Raw genomic sequence first — 16,821 nt, forward strand, 5'->3', positions numbered from 1 at the left:
CGCATATCAGAAATGAATATGCGATATTTTTATATTGTTGTAAACTAATATTTAATTATGTATAATTTTAGTATTAGGTAAAGTTATATAAATGATTTGAGTCTAGTTTAAGAAAGCTTACTATATTAAGATTCATATAAAAATTAACAACTTTATTTAAAAATAAATATTTTATAAGAACTAGGGGGAGCATTATGGGAGACTATATTATGGGTAAAGCAAAAAAAATAGCACTTATAGCTCATGACAATAGAAAATCCGCTTTGATTGAATGGGCAGAAGAAAATAAAGAAATGCTAAGTAAACATATACTTTGTGGTACTGGTACAACTGCTAGTCTTATTAGCGAAAAAACTGGATTAAAGGTTCAAGGATTTAAAAGTGGACCAATGGGAGGAGATCAACAAATTGGAGCCGCTATTGTAAATGGAGAAATTGATTTAATGGTATTTTTCTGGGATCCATTAACATCACAACCTCATGATCCAGATGTTAAAGCTTTGCTAAGAATAGCTGTATTGTACGATGTAGCGATAGCAATGAGCAAATCTACAGCAGATTTTCTTTTAAGTTCTAATAAATTTAATGAAGAATATGAGAGAAATATGATAGATTATTATGGTAGAATAAGAAAAGATAATTTCTAAGAAGGTGAAAATTAGATGAACAAAACTAAAAAGGCTATTTTTGAATCAGCTATAAAAGTTTTTTCAAATTATGGCTATACAGGAGCAACAATGGATGATGTTGTGGCTAGAGCTGGAGTAGCAAAGGGAAGCTTATATTATCATTTTAAAAGCAAGGAAGAACTTTTTATTTTCATAATTAAAGAGGGAATAAATCTTATAAATGAAGAAATAGAAGAAGCAACCAAAGATGTTACAGATCCATATGAAATAATAAAAGTTTCAGCAAAGGTTCAACTTAAATATGTTTATGAAAATAAAGATTTATTTAAAGTAATAATAAGTCAACTTTGGGGAACCGGAGAAAGAAACAATATGTTAAGGGAAGAAATAAGAACTCTTATAGATAAGAGTTCAGTTAAATTCAAAGCCGTTATGGACGGAGGCTTTATAGAAAATGATGATCCAATATTATTAAGTTATGGATTAATAGGTGTATTAGTTTCTTCGGCTCTTTATGAAATTTTAAATGAAGATAAGTATAATCATGAAGAGGTAGTGGAGAAATTTATGAAGTATTTTCAATATGGAATAAACGTAAAAAGATAATGAAATCGTTATTATAATGATATAATTTATCTATTTCAAGATGAAAACAATTAAAAAATAAAATTGTAGGAGAATAGTATGAGAGAAAAAGAAAAAATGATGCAAGGATTACCATATGATCCAAGTGATGAAGAGTTAACAAATGGAAGATTAAAGGCAAGGAAATTAACTAGATTATTTAATAATACTATAGAAACAGAACTGGATGAACGTAAAAAGATTTTAAAAGAACTTTTAGGATCAACAGGTGAAAATTTATATGTAGAGCCTAATTTTAGATGTGATTATGGGTACAATATACATGTTGGTGAAGGTTTTTATGCTAATTTTGATTGCGTAATGCTTGATGTGTGTGAAATAAGAATAGGAAAGAATTGTTTTATTGCACCAGGAGTACATATTTATACAGCAACACACCCAATAAATCCTAATGAAAGGCTTAAATATGAATTTGGAAAAAGCGTTAGTATAGGAGATAATGTTTGGATTGGTGGACATTCAACAATAAATCCAGGAGTAACTATAGGAAATAATGTAGTTATAGCATCAGGTTCAGTAGTTACAAAAGATATTCCAGATAATGTAGTAGTTGGAGGAAATCCAGCTAGAATAATTAAAAATGTAGAGTAATTAAAAATTAAGATAACTTAGAATTAAATTTGTTTTAATTAATATTTTTTAGTTTTGATTTTTAATTTTAAAAGCTAGATTGATACATGTAAGTATTAATCTAGTTTTTTTTGTAAAAAAATTTAAAAAAATAATATTGACTACTTAGTACAAAAGTAGTATAAATATATCATACTGATTGACTGACTATTCAGTACAAAAAATTAAACAGAAGGTGATTGTATGAATTTCCTAAAGATTGCAAGGGAAGACATCAAGAGCATATTTAAAAACAGATTCATACGAGTATCGATAATTGCAATTATAATTGTACCGCTATTATACTCATTATTATACTTATATGCATTCTGGGACCCATATGCAAAACTTGAAGATGTCCACATTGCAGTGGTAAATAAAGACGAAGGAGCTACTTTAGATGGCTCAAAGGTAAACTATGGTAAAGATATTGAGGAAGAACTCAAAGGGAACCATGAAATTGGATGGGAAATAACCTCGGAAGTAAATGCTAATGATGGTTTAGAGGGAAAAGGATACTATGCAAAAGTAGTTATTCCAGAAGATTTTTCATCTAAGATTATAGCAGCAAAAGAAGGGGCTCCCAAAGTTGCAAAAATTGATTTTATATCAAATGATAAGAAAAACTTCTTAGCATCACAAATAAACTCAAAGGTAGAGCAAGAACTTAATGCCAAAATAACAAAAACAATATCACAAAATTATGTTGAAGTAGCTTTTGATAGTTTATATGAAGCTAAAGATGGATTAACACAAGCAGCTGATGGAAGCAAACAAATTTATGATGGAATAAATACTTTAAATGAAAAAGTCCCAACCTTAGCAGAAGGTGCAACTAAGTTAAGTGATGGATCATCTCAATTGTTAGATGGGCAAGCAACTTTAAACAATGGTATAGGCTCAATAATAAATGGAGCAAATGCACTAAATTCAGGACTTGGACAAGTATATGAAAAAGTTCCAACATTAAGTAGTGGAGTTAGCGCTTTAGCAAATGGAACTAATGAATTAAAATCAGGAACATCTGAAGCCTTAGCAGGTTCAAAGCAACTAGCTGATGGAAATAAAAATTTATATAATGCTTATATAGGGAAAATATATCCAGCTGTTGGGGAGCTAAAAGCAGGAGCTAATTTATTAAATTCAAATCTATCAAATGGACAAGGTGGAATAGTAGATTTAAATAAAGGCGTAAATGAGTTAGTTAAAGGAGTATCAGATTCAAGCAAGGCAAATGATATGGTTCAAGAGCTTTTAACTAAAGCAGCAAACAGTGAGACTACTGTTGAAGAAAAAAAATTATTAATACAACAAGCATTAGAAATAACTCAAAAAGTTCAAGCTGATGCGTCAAAAAATGCACCAAGAATAAAAGAATTAACAGATGGAGTATCTAATTTAACTTTAAGTATGAAAGAATTGTCAATTGGAGTTTCAAAATTAGATGCAGGATTAAATGGCTTATATACTAATTTAGATCCTCAAACTAGTGATTTTGGAGTAGGATTAAAATCAGTATCAGATGGAGCAAGCAATTTAAATACTGGATTAACTAAATTAAATGCAGGAGCTAATGCATTAAATGATGGAACTAGTGCTTTAAAATCTAATATTCCAACATTAACTTCAGGAATATCAGCACTTTATAATGGTTCAAATGAATTAGCAAATGGATCAGTTAAACTTCAAGATGGTTCAAGCAAATTATTAGATGGACAAAAATCATTAAATTCTGGTATTTCAGAATTAGCATCAAAGGTTCCAGAATTAACTGATGGAGTTAAAAAACTTTATGATGGAAGTAATGAATTAAGCACAAAGCTTAATGAAGGTGCAGATAAAATGAAAGATGGATTAAAAAATTCATCAGAAACAATGGGAGAATTTGTTTCGGAACCAATAAATATGAATTTCGATTCAATAAATAAGATTCCGAACTATGGAACAGGATTTGCACCATACTTTATTCCACTTTCATTGTGGATAGGTGCTATAATGATGTTCTTTGTAATTCCTTCAAAATTGAAAGAAGAAGAAAATTTATCTAAATTCGATAGAGTTATGGCTAAATATTTATCTTATGCATTTGTAGGAATTTTACAAGCAATTTTAGTAAGTATAGTAGTGCTAATTCTTGGATTAGAAACAAGTAATCCAGCAGCATATATAGGAACAAATATATTCCTATCATTAGTTTTTGTTTCAATTATTCAATGTTTAATTTCATTACTAGGGGATGCTGGAAGACTATTAGGTATAGTTTTATTAATACTTCAACTTACTGCATGTGCAGGTACATTCCCATTAGAAGTAGTACCTAAATTCTTTAGAGTATTAAATCCATACATGCCATTTACTTATGCAGTTGAAGCTTTAAGAGAAGTAATATCAGCTGAGGTAATAAATAGCAGTGTAGTAGGAAAAGATTTCTTAATTCTAGGAGTAATACTAGTAGTATTTTTAGCTATTTCAGTTTCACTAAAAAATGTTGGAGAAAAAATAGCAGAAAAAATAGAAGGAAGAAAATCAGATATAGTAGCTTAATACTAATGTGATGGAAATATAAATAAAAAGATACTAATAAAGCATAATGATGTTTTATTAGTATCTTTTTTAATATTTAGAAATTATAAAAAGTTTATCACGTGGATAATTATTTGTAATTTTATTCTTTTAAAAAATATTTTAGTATTAACTTTCGTAACTTGATAAATGTATTTAGCTGCTATATTATTTATAAATAAGTATTGAATAATATTAATATAAGATATATAAATTAATATAAGCACAAGTGTAAATTATTAGCATTAAATAACTAGATTATTATTTTATTAGAAAGTATTAGATAATTTATATTTTATCTTATAATTGGAGGGTATATGAAAAAAATTCTAATAGCAGAGGATGAAAAGCAAATAGGAAAAGTTATGAAGTTATATCTTGAAAAAGAGGGTTATAATGTTACTTTAGCTAATGATGGAAAAGTAGCAGAGAACTTAATTGAAGAAAATATATATGACTTGGCCGTATTAGATGTAATGATGCCATATAAAGATGGATGGTACCTTTTAAAGAAAATAAAATCTTTAAATAAATATACACAAGTTATTATAACTAGTGCTAGAGGAGAAGAGGAAGATAGAATTTTTGGCTTTGAGCTTGGAGCAGATGATTATATGGTAAAGCCTATTAGTATGAGGGAATTAGTTTTAAGAGTTAAACTAAGAATTAATAGTTTCAAAAATGAAGATATTAATGAGATTAAACTGTGTGACTTAAGAATAGATGATAATAATAGAAGGGTTTTTGAGAAGGAGAAGGAAATTATTTTAACTCCTAAGGAATATGACTTATTAATGTTTTTAATAAAAAATAAAAACAAGGTTTTTACAAGAGAAGATTTAATAACTAGTGTTTGGGGATATGATTTTTATGGAGATACTAGAACTATAGATACTCATGTAAAAAAACTTAGAGAAAAAGTAGAATTTTTTAGATGTAATTTAAAAACTGTATGGGGGGTAGGCTATAGCCTAACTATAGAATAATGAACAAGATAAGTAAAAGAATAATAAAGTATATGATATTAATGAATGTAATAGTAGCAATTGTTAGCTTGATTTTAACATCATTTATATTACCAAAGATATATATAAATAATGAGTATATTGATTTAGAAGAGGCCAGCGAATATGTTTTAGAAGCGGCAAAAAACAATACGGTTACAGAATTTACCAATATATATGCAGTATTAATTAATGATGGAAAAATTATTAATATGTGCAAATCAAGTAATGGTAATGGACATATGAATCAAATGGGAATGATGGGTCAAGGTAAATCTATAAACTTTGAAAAAATAGAAGGAAAACAAATTTTTAAGTCAAATAATGGCGATACATATATAGGTATAAAAAAGAATTCTAGTTATGGAGATATAGTTGTTTATAAAAGTTATGAAGGAACAAAGTCATTAATAAAAAGCGTTAATTTGATAATGGTAGCAATATTTTTATTTTCAGCAATAATATCAACATTTATTGCTATTTATCTTGGCGAAAAGTTTACAAAACCAATAGTATTTTTACAAAAGAGAGCTAATGATATTTCAAAGGGTATATATGAAAGTAGGTTTCAAATTAAAACAAAAGATGAAATTCAAGAACTAAATGATAGTATAGATAGCATGGCAAGAGAACTTGAAGTAAAGGATAATATGCAAAAAGAATTTATTGCAAATGTAAGCCATGATTTAAAAACTCCATTAAGTGTTATAAGAGCAAATAGTGAAGTTATAAGAGATAAATTAGTTTCTGGCAACGAAACTGTTGAATATGCATCTAGTATTATTGAAGAAGTTGATATATTAACAGAACTTGTAGGAGAAATATTAGTTTTAAGCAAACTAAGAGATAATAAAAAAATAATTAAATTATCAGAGTATGAGCTAGATAACTTCATAAAAGAAACTTATAGTAAGTTAAATAATTATTTAAATAAAAATAGTTATAGTAATTTTAGTTTAAAGCTTAAAATACAAGAAAGTCTAAAAAATAGGGGGATAGTTGTTTATATAGATAATAATTATTTATTTAGGGTATTATCAAACTTCTTTATAAATGCAATAAAACATTCTAAAAGTGATAATAAGAATATAGTATTTGGAGTAATAGAAAATGAAGAAAATATAGAAATATATATAAAGGATTATGGAAAAGGAATAGAAAAAGAATGTATAAAATATATTTGGGATAGATACTATAAGGAAGATAAAAGTGGAGGAATGGGTTTAGGTTTAGCTATTTCTAAGGAAATAATATTAGCACATGGATTTAATTATGGAGTAGAAAGTAAAATAGGGGAGGGAAGTAAATTTTATTTTATTATCCCTAATGACCTAATAAAACAAAAATAAATTTCACAAATTAATCACAAATTAATCATTAACTTATAAAAAATAAAAGTTATTATATTATTAAAGAACTTAAAGTAAGAATAATTAATAAAAATTCTTGCTTATAAAGTAATATTTAATGGAGGTATAATAACTATGAAAAAATTAATTTTATCATTATCAATAATAGGGGCTATTACAATAGGTACAGGAGCCATAGCCTTTGCAGCAGAGGAAGAAAGTCCAGTAATAAATTCAGGTGAAGCAGTAGTGAGTGATACAGAAAATTACAATATATCTGAGGATAATAATTCCGGCTTAGGAAATCCAAACTGTCCTTATTATGGGGAAGAAAACAGGGGTCAAGGGCAAGGAAATGGAGAAGGAAATAGATATGGATTAAATTCAGAAAATAGAGGAAGAGGAAACTGTGGAAGATCTGGCTCTATGATGGGATTTAGATACGGAGTAGAAAAATAATAGTAGGTAGATTCTAATGAATCTACCTACTTGATTTAAAATTTAAATTGAGATAATAAACTTCTAAGTTTTATAGCCAATTCAGCTTGATTTATAGCTGTTTCGGACATTTTTTCTATAGCACTAGTAGTATCATTTATACTATTCTTTACTGAATTTACATTTGCTGATGAATTTTGAGTCATAGATGCAACTGATTGAACAGCATTACTTAGCTCATTCATCGTAGCAGATACTTCTTCAGACATAGCAGCAATGTCCTCACTCATCTTTCTAATAAATACTCCATCTTTTTCATATTTATCACCTATTTTTATGAACTGTTTAAATTCTTTCATTATTTCACTATCCATAAATTCAAGTAATTTATTACTACTATCAGTGATATTATTAAAGGCAAGTCTGACTTGATTTATTGTCTCTTTTACGCTTTGAACTGAACTCCTGGATTGTTCTGCAAGTAGTCTTACTTCCTCAGCAACAACAGCAAATCCTCTACCTTGTTCTCCAGCTCTAGCAGCTTCAATTGATGCATTTAAAGCAAGAAGATTAGTTTGTTCAGCAATTTCCTCAATAGAATTAGTCATATTAACTATTTCATTAACTATTTTTGCTTTTTCGATAGATAGTTTTATATCATTTTCTACACTTTCATATAAAGTTGAGGTATTATCGATTACGAATTCAGTATCTTTCTTTATAGTGGTTGCTCTTTTTTGAATTTTTTCTGAATTAATATTACCATCAGTAGCTTTTTCAGAAAGAGTATCTATGCTTGCATTTACTTCTAAAATAGATGCAGATAATTCTTCTGTTATAGCGCTAGTTTCCTGAATTGTAGAGTTAATTTCACTTGATGAATCATTTATTAAATCAAATTGACAAGTTACTTCTTCAATAGATGAAGCTAAATCTTCACTTGATAAATTAACTTCATCGGCGCTAGAGATAACTGAATGTACTATTTCTTTTAAGTTATCTTGTGCTATATTAAGAGCCGTAGCTATTTGTCCAAATTCATCATTATGCTTTATTTCAATCTTTTCAGACAAGTCATATTTAGCTATTCTATTAGATAAAGACATTATTTTAGATAAAGACTTAGTTATTCTTAAAGTTATACTAGCAGCAGACAGTATAGAAATAAATATTGAAAGCCCTAAAATAATAGACGTAAGTATTAATGAATCATTATATGTATCTTTATTCATTTGTAAAGTTTCTTCAGCCCATTTGCTGTTTAATTCTACAAGTCTATCTAATTTAATTATAAAGTCTCCACGAATTTTATCTAAATCATAAGAAGATAAAGTAGCATCATTTAATCTATTTTCATTTACAGCTTTAATTATATTATCAGATTGCTCTTCTAATTTAGCTAAAGAAGATATTATTTCATCAAAACGTTGTTTATCTTCATCTTTAGTAATTAAGTCTTTATAAAGCTGAACAAGTTGGGAATTTCTTTTGTTATTATAATAAATGTTTTGAGTTAAAATCTTCTTTTCAGCCTCATCCTTGCTTGTTATTAAAAGTTTGCTGCTAAGATAATTATATGTAGAATTTTCGCTTAATTCATTTATATATATAATTCCTAAAGTGTTATTTGAGTAAAGCTTTTCAGAAGAACTATTAATTTTATTCATATTATATAGTCCAAGTCCCCAGATAAATAATAATAAAGCTATAATTAATGCAAAGCAACTTCTAAGTTTATTAGATATTTTAATTAGCTTTTTATTGTGACTTTTTTTAGTTTTATTAATATTTTTAGTTTTTTCTTTTTTAGTATTTTTGTCTTTTAGTATTTTTCTCATATGCCCTCCCCCTAAATTGCGATAAATTTAAAATAAAAATGAACAACTACTTAAATTATCGATACATAGATAGAAAAATTTAGTAGTTGTTCATTAAAAGATTTCCTTTATTTATTTTTATTAACGTTTTTGATTAGATTTAGAAACTCTAGCTATATTTTCTAAATCTGTATATTCATAAGCAGAACTAGATGTATTATTTGAATTAACAGGAGTAGCAACATCTTTATTTTTCATAGGAATTGTTCCATCTGTTCTATTTTTCTTATTGTTAGACATATCGAATCTCTCCTTTGTGATATTTATTTCTTACTATTTTTACTTGTTTCAGTTCTAGTATCACTTTCATTGTCTAGTTCAGGTTGTTCTGTATAATCAAATTCCATATAAGCAATATTATTTACTACTATATCATCTTCTACAGTACTAGGTAATGGACTTGGTTCAGAATCAACTTTTCCATGACTAATTAAAGCATGTTTTTCTGGAGCATACCCAGTTCTATCATTAGGTAAATAAATTTTTTTACTGTTAGGTTTTGTTGGCATAATAATCCCTCCTTATGTTTATATTATTTGAGTTATATTTTTTTTAATCCCTAGTATTATCTTCTAAAAATGCATAAAGATTTATTTGAATTTTAGGGTAAAATATAATATCTTTAAAATTTGAAATTTAAATTTGTAGGTAGGAAATTTCCTCTACATAAGGCAATTATATATATTTGAATATGTTTTCATAAAATATATAATTTTAAAAGGTGATGATTTATGATAAATAGTGAAAGACAAAAACAAATAATTGATATATTAATGAATAAAAATAAGATAGTAAAAGGTGAAGATTTATGTACTACAATAGGAGTTTCTTCGAGGACTATAAGAAGTGACATAAAAGAGTTGAATGATACATTAAAAAATCATGGAGCAGTTATATCATCAGAAAAGGGAAAAGGTTACTTTTTAGATATTCAGAAAAAGGATATTTTTAAAGAGTTTTTAAATCGGTTAAATGATAATAAAAAAAGTTATTATATTAATCTAAGCACTAAAGAAAGAGCAGAATATATAATAATAAGACTTCTTTTGAATGAGATTATTGGATTTGATGGAATTATTCAAATGGATTTAGCAGATGAACTTTTTATAAGTTTATCTTCATTAAAAAATGATATTAAATTAAGTAAGAATATTTTACATAGTATGAAGTTAGATATTGTAAAAAATAGTAATAAAGGCATAGTTATAAGTGGTAAAGAAGATGATATACGAAAATGTATATTAAAATATCTAAAATCTAATAATAAGTTTTTTATTAGTGAATTTAAAATCATCTTTGAAAGGGAATTAGGCAAAGGAGCTTTAAATAATATAGAAAGAATCTTAATAGAAAACCTACAAAAATATAAATTAAGATTAACAGATATAGCCTTTAATAACTTATTAAACTTTACGTATATAATGGTAATAAGAAATATTAAAAATAAAGATGCAAAGTATGATGATAAAGAAATAGCGTTATTACATAAAGAAAACAAGATAGAGATAGCACAAAGTTTGTGTAAAGATTTGGAGAATAGTTTAAATATAAAGCTAGATAAGCAAGGAATTTGCTATATAACAAGGTATATTATTTCAAGTAACTTAATAATAACAGACTCAGAAAAATCGTATTTAGAAACAGAAAAATCTAATTTTAGTTTAATAAATGAAATATCAAAAGAGATTTTAAAAATATATAATATAGATTTAAGTAAGGATGATATACTAATAAACTTTTTAGATAATCATTTAAGAGCTGCAATAAATAGAGCTAAATATGAAATTAAAATTGAAAATAGCATGCTTTCGACAATAAAAAATAATTACCCCTTTGCATTTGAATTAGGTGTTTTAGCAAATAAAACAATTGAAAGAATTGTCGGTATAAGACTAAGCGAAGATGATATTGGATTCTTAACATTACATTTTGCAGCATCCTTAGAGAGAATAAAAGGTAAAAAGGTAAATGTGAAAAAGGGTATATTAGTTTGCACCACAGGAGTTGGAACATCTTTATTACTTAAAGTTAAATTAGAAAGTAAATTTAAAGATAAGTTAGATATAGTTGATACTATTCCTTGGTATGAATTTGATAAAGATATACTTGAAAATATAGATTTAATAATTACAACAATCCCTTTAGACATAGACTCTAAAAAGGTTATATATATTAAAAACTTATTAGATAAGGAAGAAGTTAAATTAATAAAAGATATAATATATGATTCTAATATATATAGTACGAGATTATTAGATATATTTAAAGAAGAGTTATTTATGAAATCAATAGATGGATTGGGTAGATACGATGTTCTTGAAAAAATAACTAATAATTTATTAAAGTTAAATTATATAAATAATATTGTGAAAGAAGAAATATTTAAAAGAGAACAATTATCTAGTACAGAGATTGGAGATTTGGTGGCAATTCCGCATACAATGCATGATGGAATAGAAAAGTCATTTATAGCTGTGGCAATATTAAGAAAAGCAATTACATGGGAAAAGGAAAAAGTGCAAGTAGTATTTTTAGTTGGCATTGCTAAAAAAGATCATCAATTATTAAAGGTAATTTTAGAGCAAGTTTATAAAAAAATTTTAGATATTGACTTAGTATTTGAATTAATAAAGGCCAATAATTTCGATGAGTTTATAAAAATAATTGATTAAAAATTTCCTCTAGTAGGTGAAATTATATAACTGTGAATATGTTTTCATCGGCTATATAATTAAATCATCAAAGGAAGCAAAACGATATAATAAAATTTGTAGGAGGAGATAAATATGAAATTATTAGCAGTTACATCATGTCCTGTAGGAATTGCACATACCTATATAGCAGCAGAAAAGTTAAATAAGATTGCAAAGAAAATGGGAGTAGAAATAAAGGTAGAAACTCAAGGATCAACAGGAGCAGAAAATATTATAACCGATGAAGATTTAAAAGAAGCAGATGGTGTTATAATAGCAGCGGATAAATCAGTAAATTTAGATAGATTTGAAGGAATGGCAATTTACGAGTGCCCTATAGCAAAGGCGATAAAAGAACCAGATGCTATAATTCAACTGTTTTTAGATGGAAAGGTTGAAAAGAAAAAAACAACTAAAATAAAATCAGTTGATGAAGCTAAAAAAGAAATGAAATCAAAACAACCATCATTTTATAAGCATTTAATGGGTGGAGTTTCATACATGATTCCAGTTGTTGTCGTAGCTGGATTACTTATAGCAATAGCACTAGCTTTTGGTGGTGAACCAACACCTAATGGATTAGCAATACCAGAAGATTCATTTTGGAAAACTATTGAGAAGATAGGTGGAGCAGGATTTACATTTATGGTTCCTGTATTATCAGGATTTATAGCATTTTCAATTGCAGATAGACCAGGTTTAGTTCCAGGATTAATAGGTGGGTATATAGCAGCGAACGGATCTTTCTATGGATCAGAGGCAAATGCGGGGTTCTTAGGTGGAATAGTAACAGGATTCTTAGCTGGATATGTTACTAAAGGTTTAAAATCTATAAAAGTTCCAGAAATAATAAAACCAATTATGCCAATAATAATAATACCAATAATATCAACATTAACAACAGGCCTAGCGTTTATACTAGTTTTAGGTGGACCTATAACATCAATATTTGAAGGATTAACTAACTTCTTATCAGGATTATCAGGAGCAAGTTCAGTAGCTTTAGCCACAATACTAGGTGCGATGATTGCATTTGATATGGGTGGTCCAGTAAATAAAGTTGCATTCTTGTTTGGAGTAGCAATGATTACAGAAGGAAGACCGGAGATAATGGGACCAATAGCTGCTGCTATAGCTGTACCTCCAATTGGAATGGGGATAGCAACATTCATAGGAAAGAAACATTATAGTAAGGATGAAGTAGATGCAGGTAAGGCTTCATTTGCAATGGGACTTTGTGGAATTACAGAAGGAGCAATACCTTTTGCATCAGTTGATCCATTAAGAGTTATTCCATCATTAATTGTTGGATCTATAGTTGCAGCAAATATAGCGATGTTTGCAAAAGTAGCAGATAGAGTTCCTCATGGTGGACCTATAGTAGCACTAATGGGTGGAGTAGATGGAGTAGTAATGTTCTTAGTTGCAATAGTAGTAGGTTCAGGAGTAACAGCTATTATGGTAAACTATTTAAAATCTATAAGAGATAGAAAAGCAGAAAAATAAAGTAAGATAATTTAAGAAGAGGCTAAAGAGAGGTAAGCAAAATGAGCAATAAATTATTTGATATAAAATACATGGATTTAGATTTAGAAACAAATGAAAAAATAGAAACAATAGGCTACCTAGCACAATTAGCTAAGGATAGGTTAATAGATGTAAATAAGTATATAGAAGACGTGAGAAAGAGAGAAGCTATTTCAACAACAGGAATAGGTGATGGAGTAGCAATTCCTCATGCTAAATCTAAGTGGGTAAGGGTTCCTACAGTTATTGTAGGTAAAAGTAAAAGAGGAATAGAATGGGAAAGTTTAGATGATGAAAAAGTAAATATGGTATTTCTAATAGCAGTCCCAGATGGAGAAGGAAATGAGCATTTAAAAATTCTTCAAATTTTAGCAGTAAGCTTAATGGATGATGAATTTAGGGAAGAAATTGAAAAGACTACAGATAAATTAGTAATAGAAAAATTATTACTTGAAAGAACAATTATATAAATTAGTTGTAATAATAGACTTAAAAGTTAATCTTTTAAGTCTATAACTTTATTCCTTATAAAATTATAATAAAGTTAAATCTATGAATAACCTTTTATAATTTTCTTTTTTAAGTTTTCAAGTAGATATATTTAGGTTTGGATTGACGATGAAGATATAATTATAAAAGCCTCTGTATAAAGCAGAGGCTTTTTTGCTCTATAGGAAACTATATTCTAAGAATCTGTGGATAAATTGTTTATAGAATCTAATTTGTTAAAGGTATTCCTATAGAGTAAAAAATAGAATAAAGTGTACGTGCAAGATTTTCCTCAGGCAAGCTTCAGTAGATGAGCTTTCATACTAAGTTCAGTTATTATTACATTCAACTTCACTAAGTATTCAATGCCTAGTAAAACAACTTTAATTTTTTCATTCTTTCATTTATAAATTGCTTTGCAATTTATTTTTCTTATGCTAAATAAAAATTTATAGTATAAAATACATAAAAATATACAATAAATAATCAGTTATATATTAAAGAGATAAATTTATAGACATGTATTATATGATATATATATAATTTTTCTGAAATGTTTATAGATATTATGATATGGAAAATTAATAAAGCAAAAGAAGAATATTTAATTCCAAGGAGTTAATTTAGAAATTAAAAATAATGTAGGTTTATTAGGTGGATTATTTAATTACTTACAAAGAAATAATAATTAAAAATATCATGAAAGCGGAGGAATAATTATGAGTATAAAATTTATAGAAAAATATAACGTATTTAAGCTTGATGCAAAAAACACATCATATATTATAGCTATAGTAGATGAAGAAAAGTTTTTAGGACATGTTTACTTTGGAAAGAAAGTAATAGATGAAAATATAAATTATTTAATGAGGCTTGAAGAACCACCATATTATCCAACAAAAAATAATAGAGATAGAGTATCATTTTATGATAGTTTTCCAACAGAATATTCAACTCATGGAATAGGTGATTTTAGAGAATCTTCAATACAAGTGAAAGATAAAAATGGACACTCACAAGTAAAACTTGAATATAAATCACATGAAATATATAAAGGAAAAAAAGAACTTAGGGGATTACCGTCTACTTATGGAAGTGAAAATGATTGTACAACTCTTGAAATAACTTGTATAGATAGATACTTAAATTTACAAGTTGTACTTGTTTATACTGTATTTGAGAATTTAGATGCTATTACAAGAAGTGTTAAAGTAAAAAACTCTAGTCAAGATAAAATTACTTTAACTAAGGTCTTATCAACTTGTGTTGACATTGAAGGAATTGATTACGATATGATATCACTTCATGGTTCATGGGCCAGAGAAAGACATATTCAAAGAAAGAAAATTGGATATGGAAAGCAAGTAGTATCAAGTAAAAGAGGTGAGTCAAGCCATCAAGATAATCCATTTATAGCTTTATTAGATAATAAAGCAACAGATGATTATGGTGATGTATATGGTTTTAATTTTGTTTATTCAGGAAATTTCTTTTCACAAATTGAAGGATGTCAATTTGACACAACAAGATTTGTAATGGGAATAAATCCAACAGATTTTAGTTGGGTATTAGATAAAGATGAAGAATTTATAGCACCAGAAGTTGTTATGGTTTATTCAAATGAAGGTATAGGAAAAATGACAAGGACTTTTCATGATTTATATCGTAACCATTTAATTAGAGGAAAGTATAAGGATAAGAAGAGGCCAATATTAATAAATAACTGGGAAGCAACTTACTTTGATTTTAATACAGAAAAATTAATAGATATTGCAAAGGAAGCATCAAAGCTAGGTATTGAAATGCTAGTTATGGATGATGGGTGGTTTGGAAAACGTAATTCTGATAATTCATCTTTGGGGGATTGGGTTGTAAATGAAGATAAAATAAATGGTGGTCTTAAAAATTTAGTTGATGAAGTTAATAAACTTGGAATGGAATTTGGAATATGGGTTGAACCAGAAATGATTTCAGGGGATTCAGAATTGTTTAGAAAGCATCCAGATTGGTGTATTAAAATACCAGGACGTGAGCCAGCTTTATGTAGAGAACAATATGTACTAGATTTATCAAGAAAAGAAATAGTAGATTATATATATGACAGCATAAAGGAAATTTTATCTAGTGCAAATATAACATATGTAAAATGGGATATGAATAGGCAGTTAACAGACTTAGGAAGCTATGGATTAAGTTCAGAAAATCAAGGAGAATTATTTCATAGATATGTTTTAGCAGTATATGATATGATGGATAGATTAACTAAAGATTTTCCACATATTTTACTAGAAAACTGTTCAGGTGGTGGAGCAAGATTTGATCCAGGAATGCTTTATTATAGTCCACAAATTTGGTGTTCTGATGATACTGATGCTATAGAAAGATTAAAAATACAAGAAGGAACATCTATGGTTTATCCACTTTCAGCCATAGGTGCTCATGTTAGCGATTGTCCAAATCATACTGTTGGAAGAACAACACCTTTTGAAACAAGAGGATATGTAGCTTTATCAGGAACTTTTGGATATGAACTTGATGTAACTAGAATTCCAGAGGAAGATAGAGAAATGATACCAAAACAAATAGAAATGTATCATAAATATAATGATTTAATAAGAAGAGGAGATTATTATAGAATAGAAAATTTCTCTGAAAATAATTCCTTTGATGTTTGGTCAGTAGTATCTAAAGATAAAAGTGAAGTTTTAGTTACTTGTATACAAGTATTTGGAAGACCAAATTACCATAGCATAAGAATAAAATTAAAAGGATTAATAGAAGATAAGTTCTATAAAAATGGAGAAAGTGGAGAAGTTATATCTGGTGGAGCATTAATGAATGCAGGAATTAATTTAACTAATTTACACGGAGACTTTAAGGGAAAATTAATTCACCTTAAAACGATTAACAGTTAACAATTATAAAAAGAGAAATTCAGTGAAGCTGAATTTCTTTTTTTGTTCCCTGTTACCTATTCCCTGTAAACTAGCGACCAATTA

The 16,821-nt window shown here is 27.4% G+C and carries 14 protein-coding genes; 11 read left to right on the plus strand and 3 right to left on the minus strand.

All coding sequences use genetic code 11. The features are described 5' to 3' along the window. Positions 1-194: 194 nt before the first annotated feature. The 7 genes from ABDZ60_RS04720 to ABDZ60_RS04750 all read left to right on the plus strand — a co-directional run bounded on the left by ABDZ60_RS04720 (position 195) and on the right by ABDZ60_RS04750 (position 7,257). The gene (locus ABDZ60_RS04720) at positions 195-647 is read left to right on the plus strand and encodes a methylglyoxal synthase (RefSeq protein WP_016205663.1); all 453 of its coding nucleotides are present in this window, start codon (positions 195-197) and stop codon (positions 645-647) included. 15 nt (positions 648-662) lie between these two features. Then, complete coding sequence (locus tag ABDZ60_RS04725; protein WP_016205662.1) at positions 663-1,235, plus strand: TetR/AcrR family transcriptional regulator; 573 nt, start codon at positions 663-665, stop codon at positions 1,233-1,235. 78 nt (positions 1,236-1,313) lie between these two features. Next, the gene (locus ABDZ60_RS04730) at positions 1,314-1,865 is read left to right on the plus strand and encodes a sugar O-acetyltransferase (RefSeq protein WP_016205661.1); all 552 of its coding nucleotides are present in this window, start codon (positions 1,314-1,316) and stop codon (positions 1,863-1,865) included. Between the two features lie 222 nt (positions 1,866-2,087). Beyond that, complete coding sequence (locus ABDZ60_RS04735) at positions 2,088-4,427, plus strand: YhgE/Pip family protein (protein WP_343776453.1); 2,340 nt, start codon at positions 2,088-2,090, stop codon at positions 4,425-4,427. A 335-nt stretch (positions 4,428-4,762) separates the two neighbouring features. Beyond that, positions 4,763-5,431 carry a response regulator transcription factor gene (locus tag ABDZ60_RS04740; RefSeq protein WP_047001001.1) on the plus strand — a complete coding sequence of 223 codons (669 nt, stop codon included), beginning with the start codon at positions 4,763-4,765 and terminating at the stop codon, positions 5,429-5,431. Positions 5,432-5,463: 32 nt separating this feature from the next. Beyond that, a complete protein-coding gene (locus ABDZ60_RS04745; protein WP_343776456.1) occupies positions 5,464-6,798 on the plus strand; it encodes a sensor histidine kinase in 1,335 nt (444 codons plus the stop codon). A gap of 135 nt (positions 6,799-6,933) precedes the next feature. Continuing rightward, positions 6,934-7,257 (plus strand): hypothetical protein, encoded by a 324-nt coding sequence (locus ABDZ60_RS04750; protein WP_047001003.1) that lies wholly within the window; start codon positions 6,934-6,936, stop codon positions 7,255-7,257. A 35-nt stretch (positions 7,258-7,292) separates the two neighbouring features. Here the strand turns inward: ABDZ60_RS04750 and ABDZ60_RS04755 are convergent, their stop codons facing one another. The 3 genes from ABDZ60_RS04755 to ABDZ60_RS04765 form a co-directional block, all read right to left on the minus strand. Further along, positions 7,293-9,074, minus strand: coding sequence for a methyl-accepting chemotaxis protein (locus tag ABDZ60_RS04755; protein ID WP_084820745.1), 1,782 nt, complete (start codon positions 9,072-9,074; stop codon positions 7,293-7,295). 120 nt (positions 9,075-9,194) lie between these two features. Continuing rightward, positions 9,195-9,353: a hypothetical protein gene (locus ABDZ60_RS04760; RefSeq protein ID WP_343776460.1), complete on the minus strand. Its 159-nt coding sequence runs from the start codon at positions 9,351-9,353 to the stop codon at positions 9,195-9,197. Positions 9,354-9,376: 23 nt separating this feature from the next. Then, positions 9,377-9,622, minus strand: a complete 246-nt coding sequence (locus tag ABDZ60_RS04765) for a hypothetical protein (RefSeq protein ID WP_343776462.1) — start codon at positions 9,620-9,622, stop codon at positions 9,377-9,379. Positions 9,623-9,844: 222 nt separating this feature from the next. Between ABDZ60_RS04765 and ABDZ60_RS04770 the strand changes: the two genes are divergently transcribed. The 4 genes from ABDZ60_RS04770 to ABDZ60_RS04785 all read left to right on the plus strand — a co-directional run bounded on the left by ABDZ60_RS04770 (position 9,845) and on the right by ABDZ60_RS04785 (position 16,737). After that, entirely contained in the window at positions 9,845-11,785 is a 1,941-nt protein-coding gene (locus ABDZ60_RS04770; protein ID WP_343776464.1) for a BglG family transcription antiterminator, read from the plus strand. 114 nt (positions 11,786-11,899) lie between these two features. Next, positions 11,900-13,312 (plus strand): PTS fructose transporter subunit IIC, encoded by a 1,413-nt coding sequence (locus ABDZ60_RS04775; protein WP_047001017.1) that lies wholly within the window; start codon positions 11,900-11,902, stop codon positions 13,310-13,312. 41 nt (positions 13,313-13,353) lie between these two features. Further along, a complete protein-coding gene (locus ABDZ60_RS04780; RefSeq protein ID WP_343776467.1) occupies positions 13,354-13,803 on the plus strand; it encodes a fructose PTS transporter subunit IIA in 450 nt (149 codons plus the stop codon). A gap of 738 nt (positions 13,804-14,541) precedes the next feature. Beyond that, entirely contained in the window at positions 14,542-16,737 is a 2,196-nt protein-coding gene (locus tag ABDZ60_RS04785; protein WP_343776469.1) for an alpha-galactosidase, read from the plus strand. Positions 16,738-16,821: the final 84 nt, after the last annotated feature.

Source organism: Clostridium sartagoforme (assembly GCF_039521405.1).
GTDB lineage: Bacteria > Bacillota > Clostridia > Clostridiales > Clostridiaceae > Clostridium > Clostridium sartagoforme.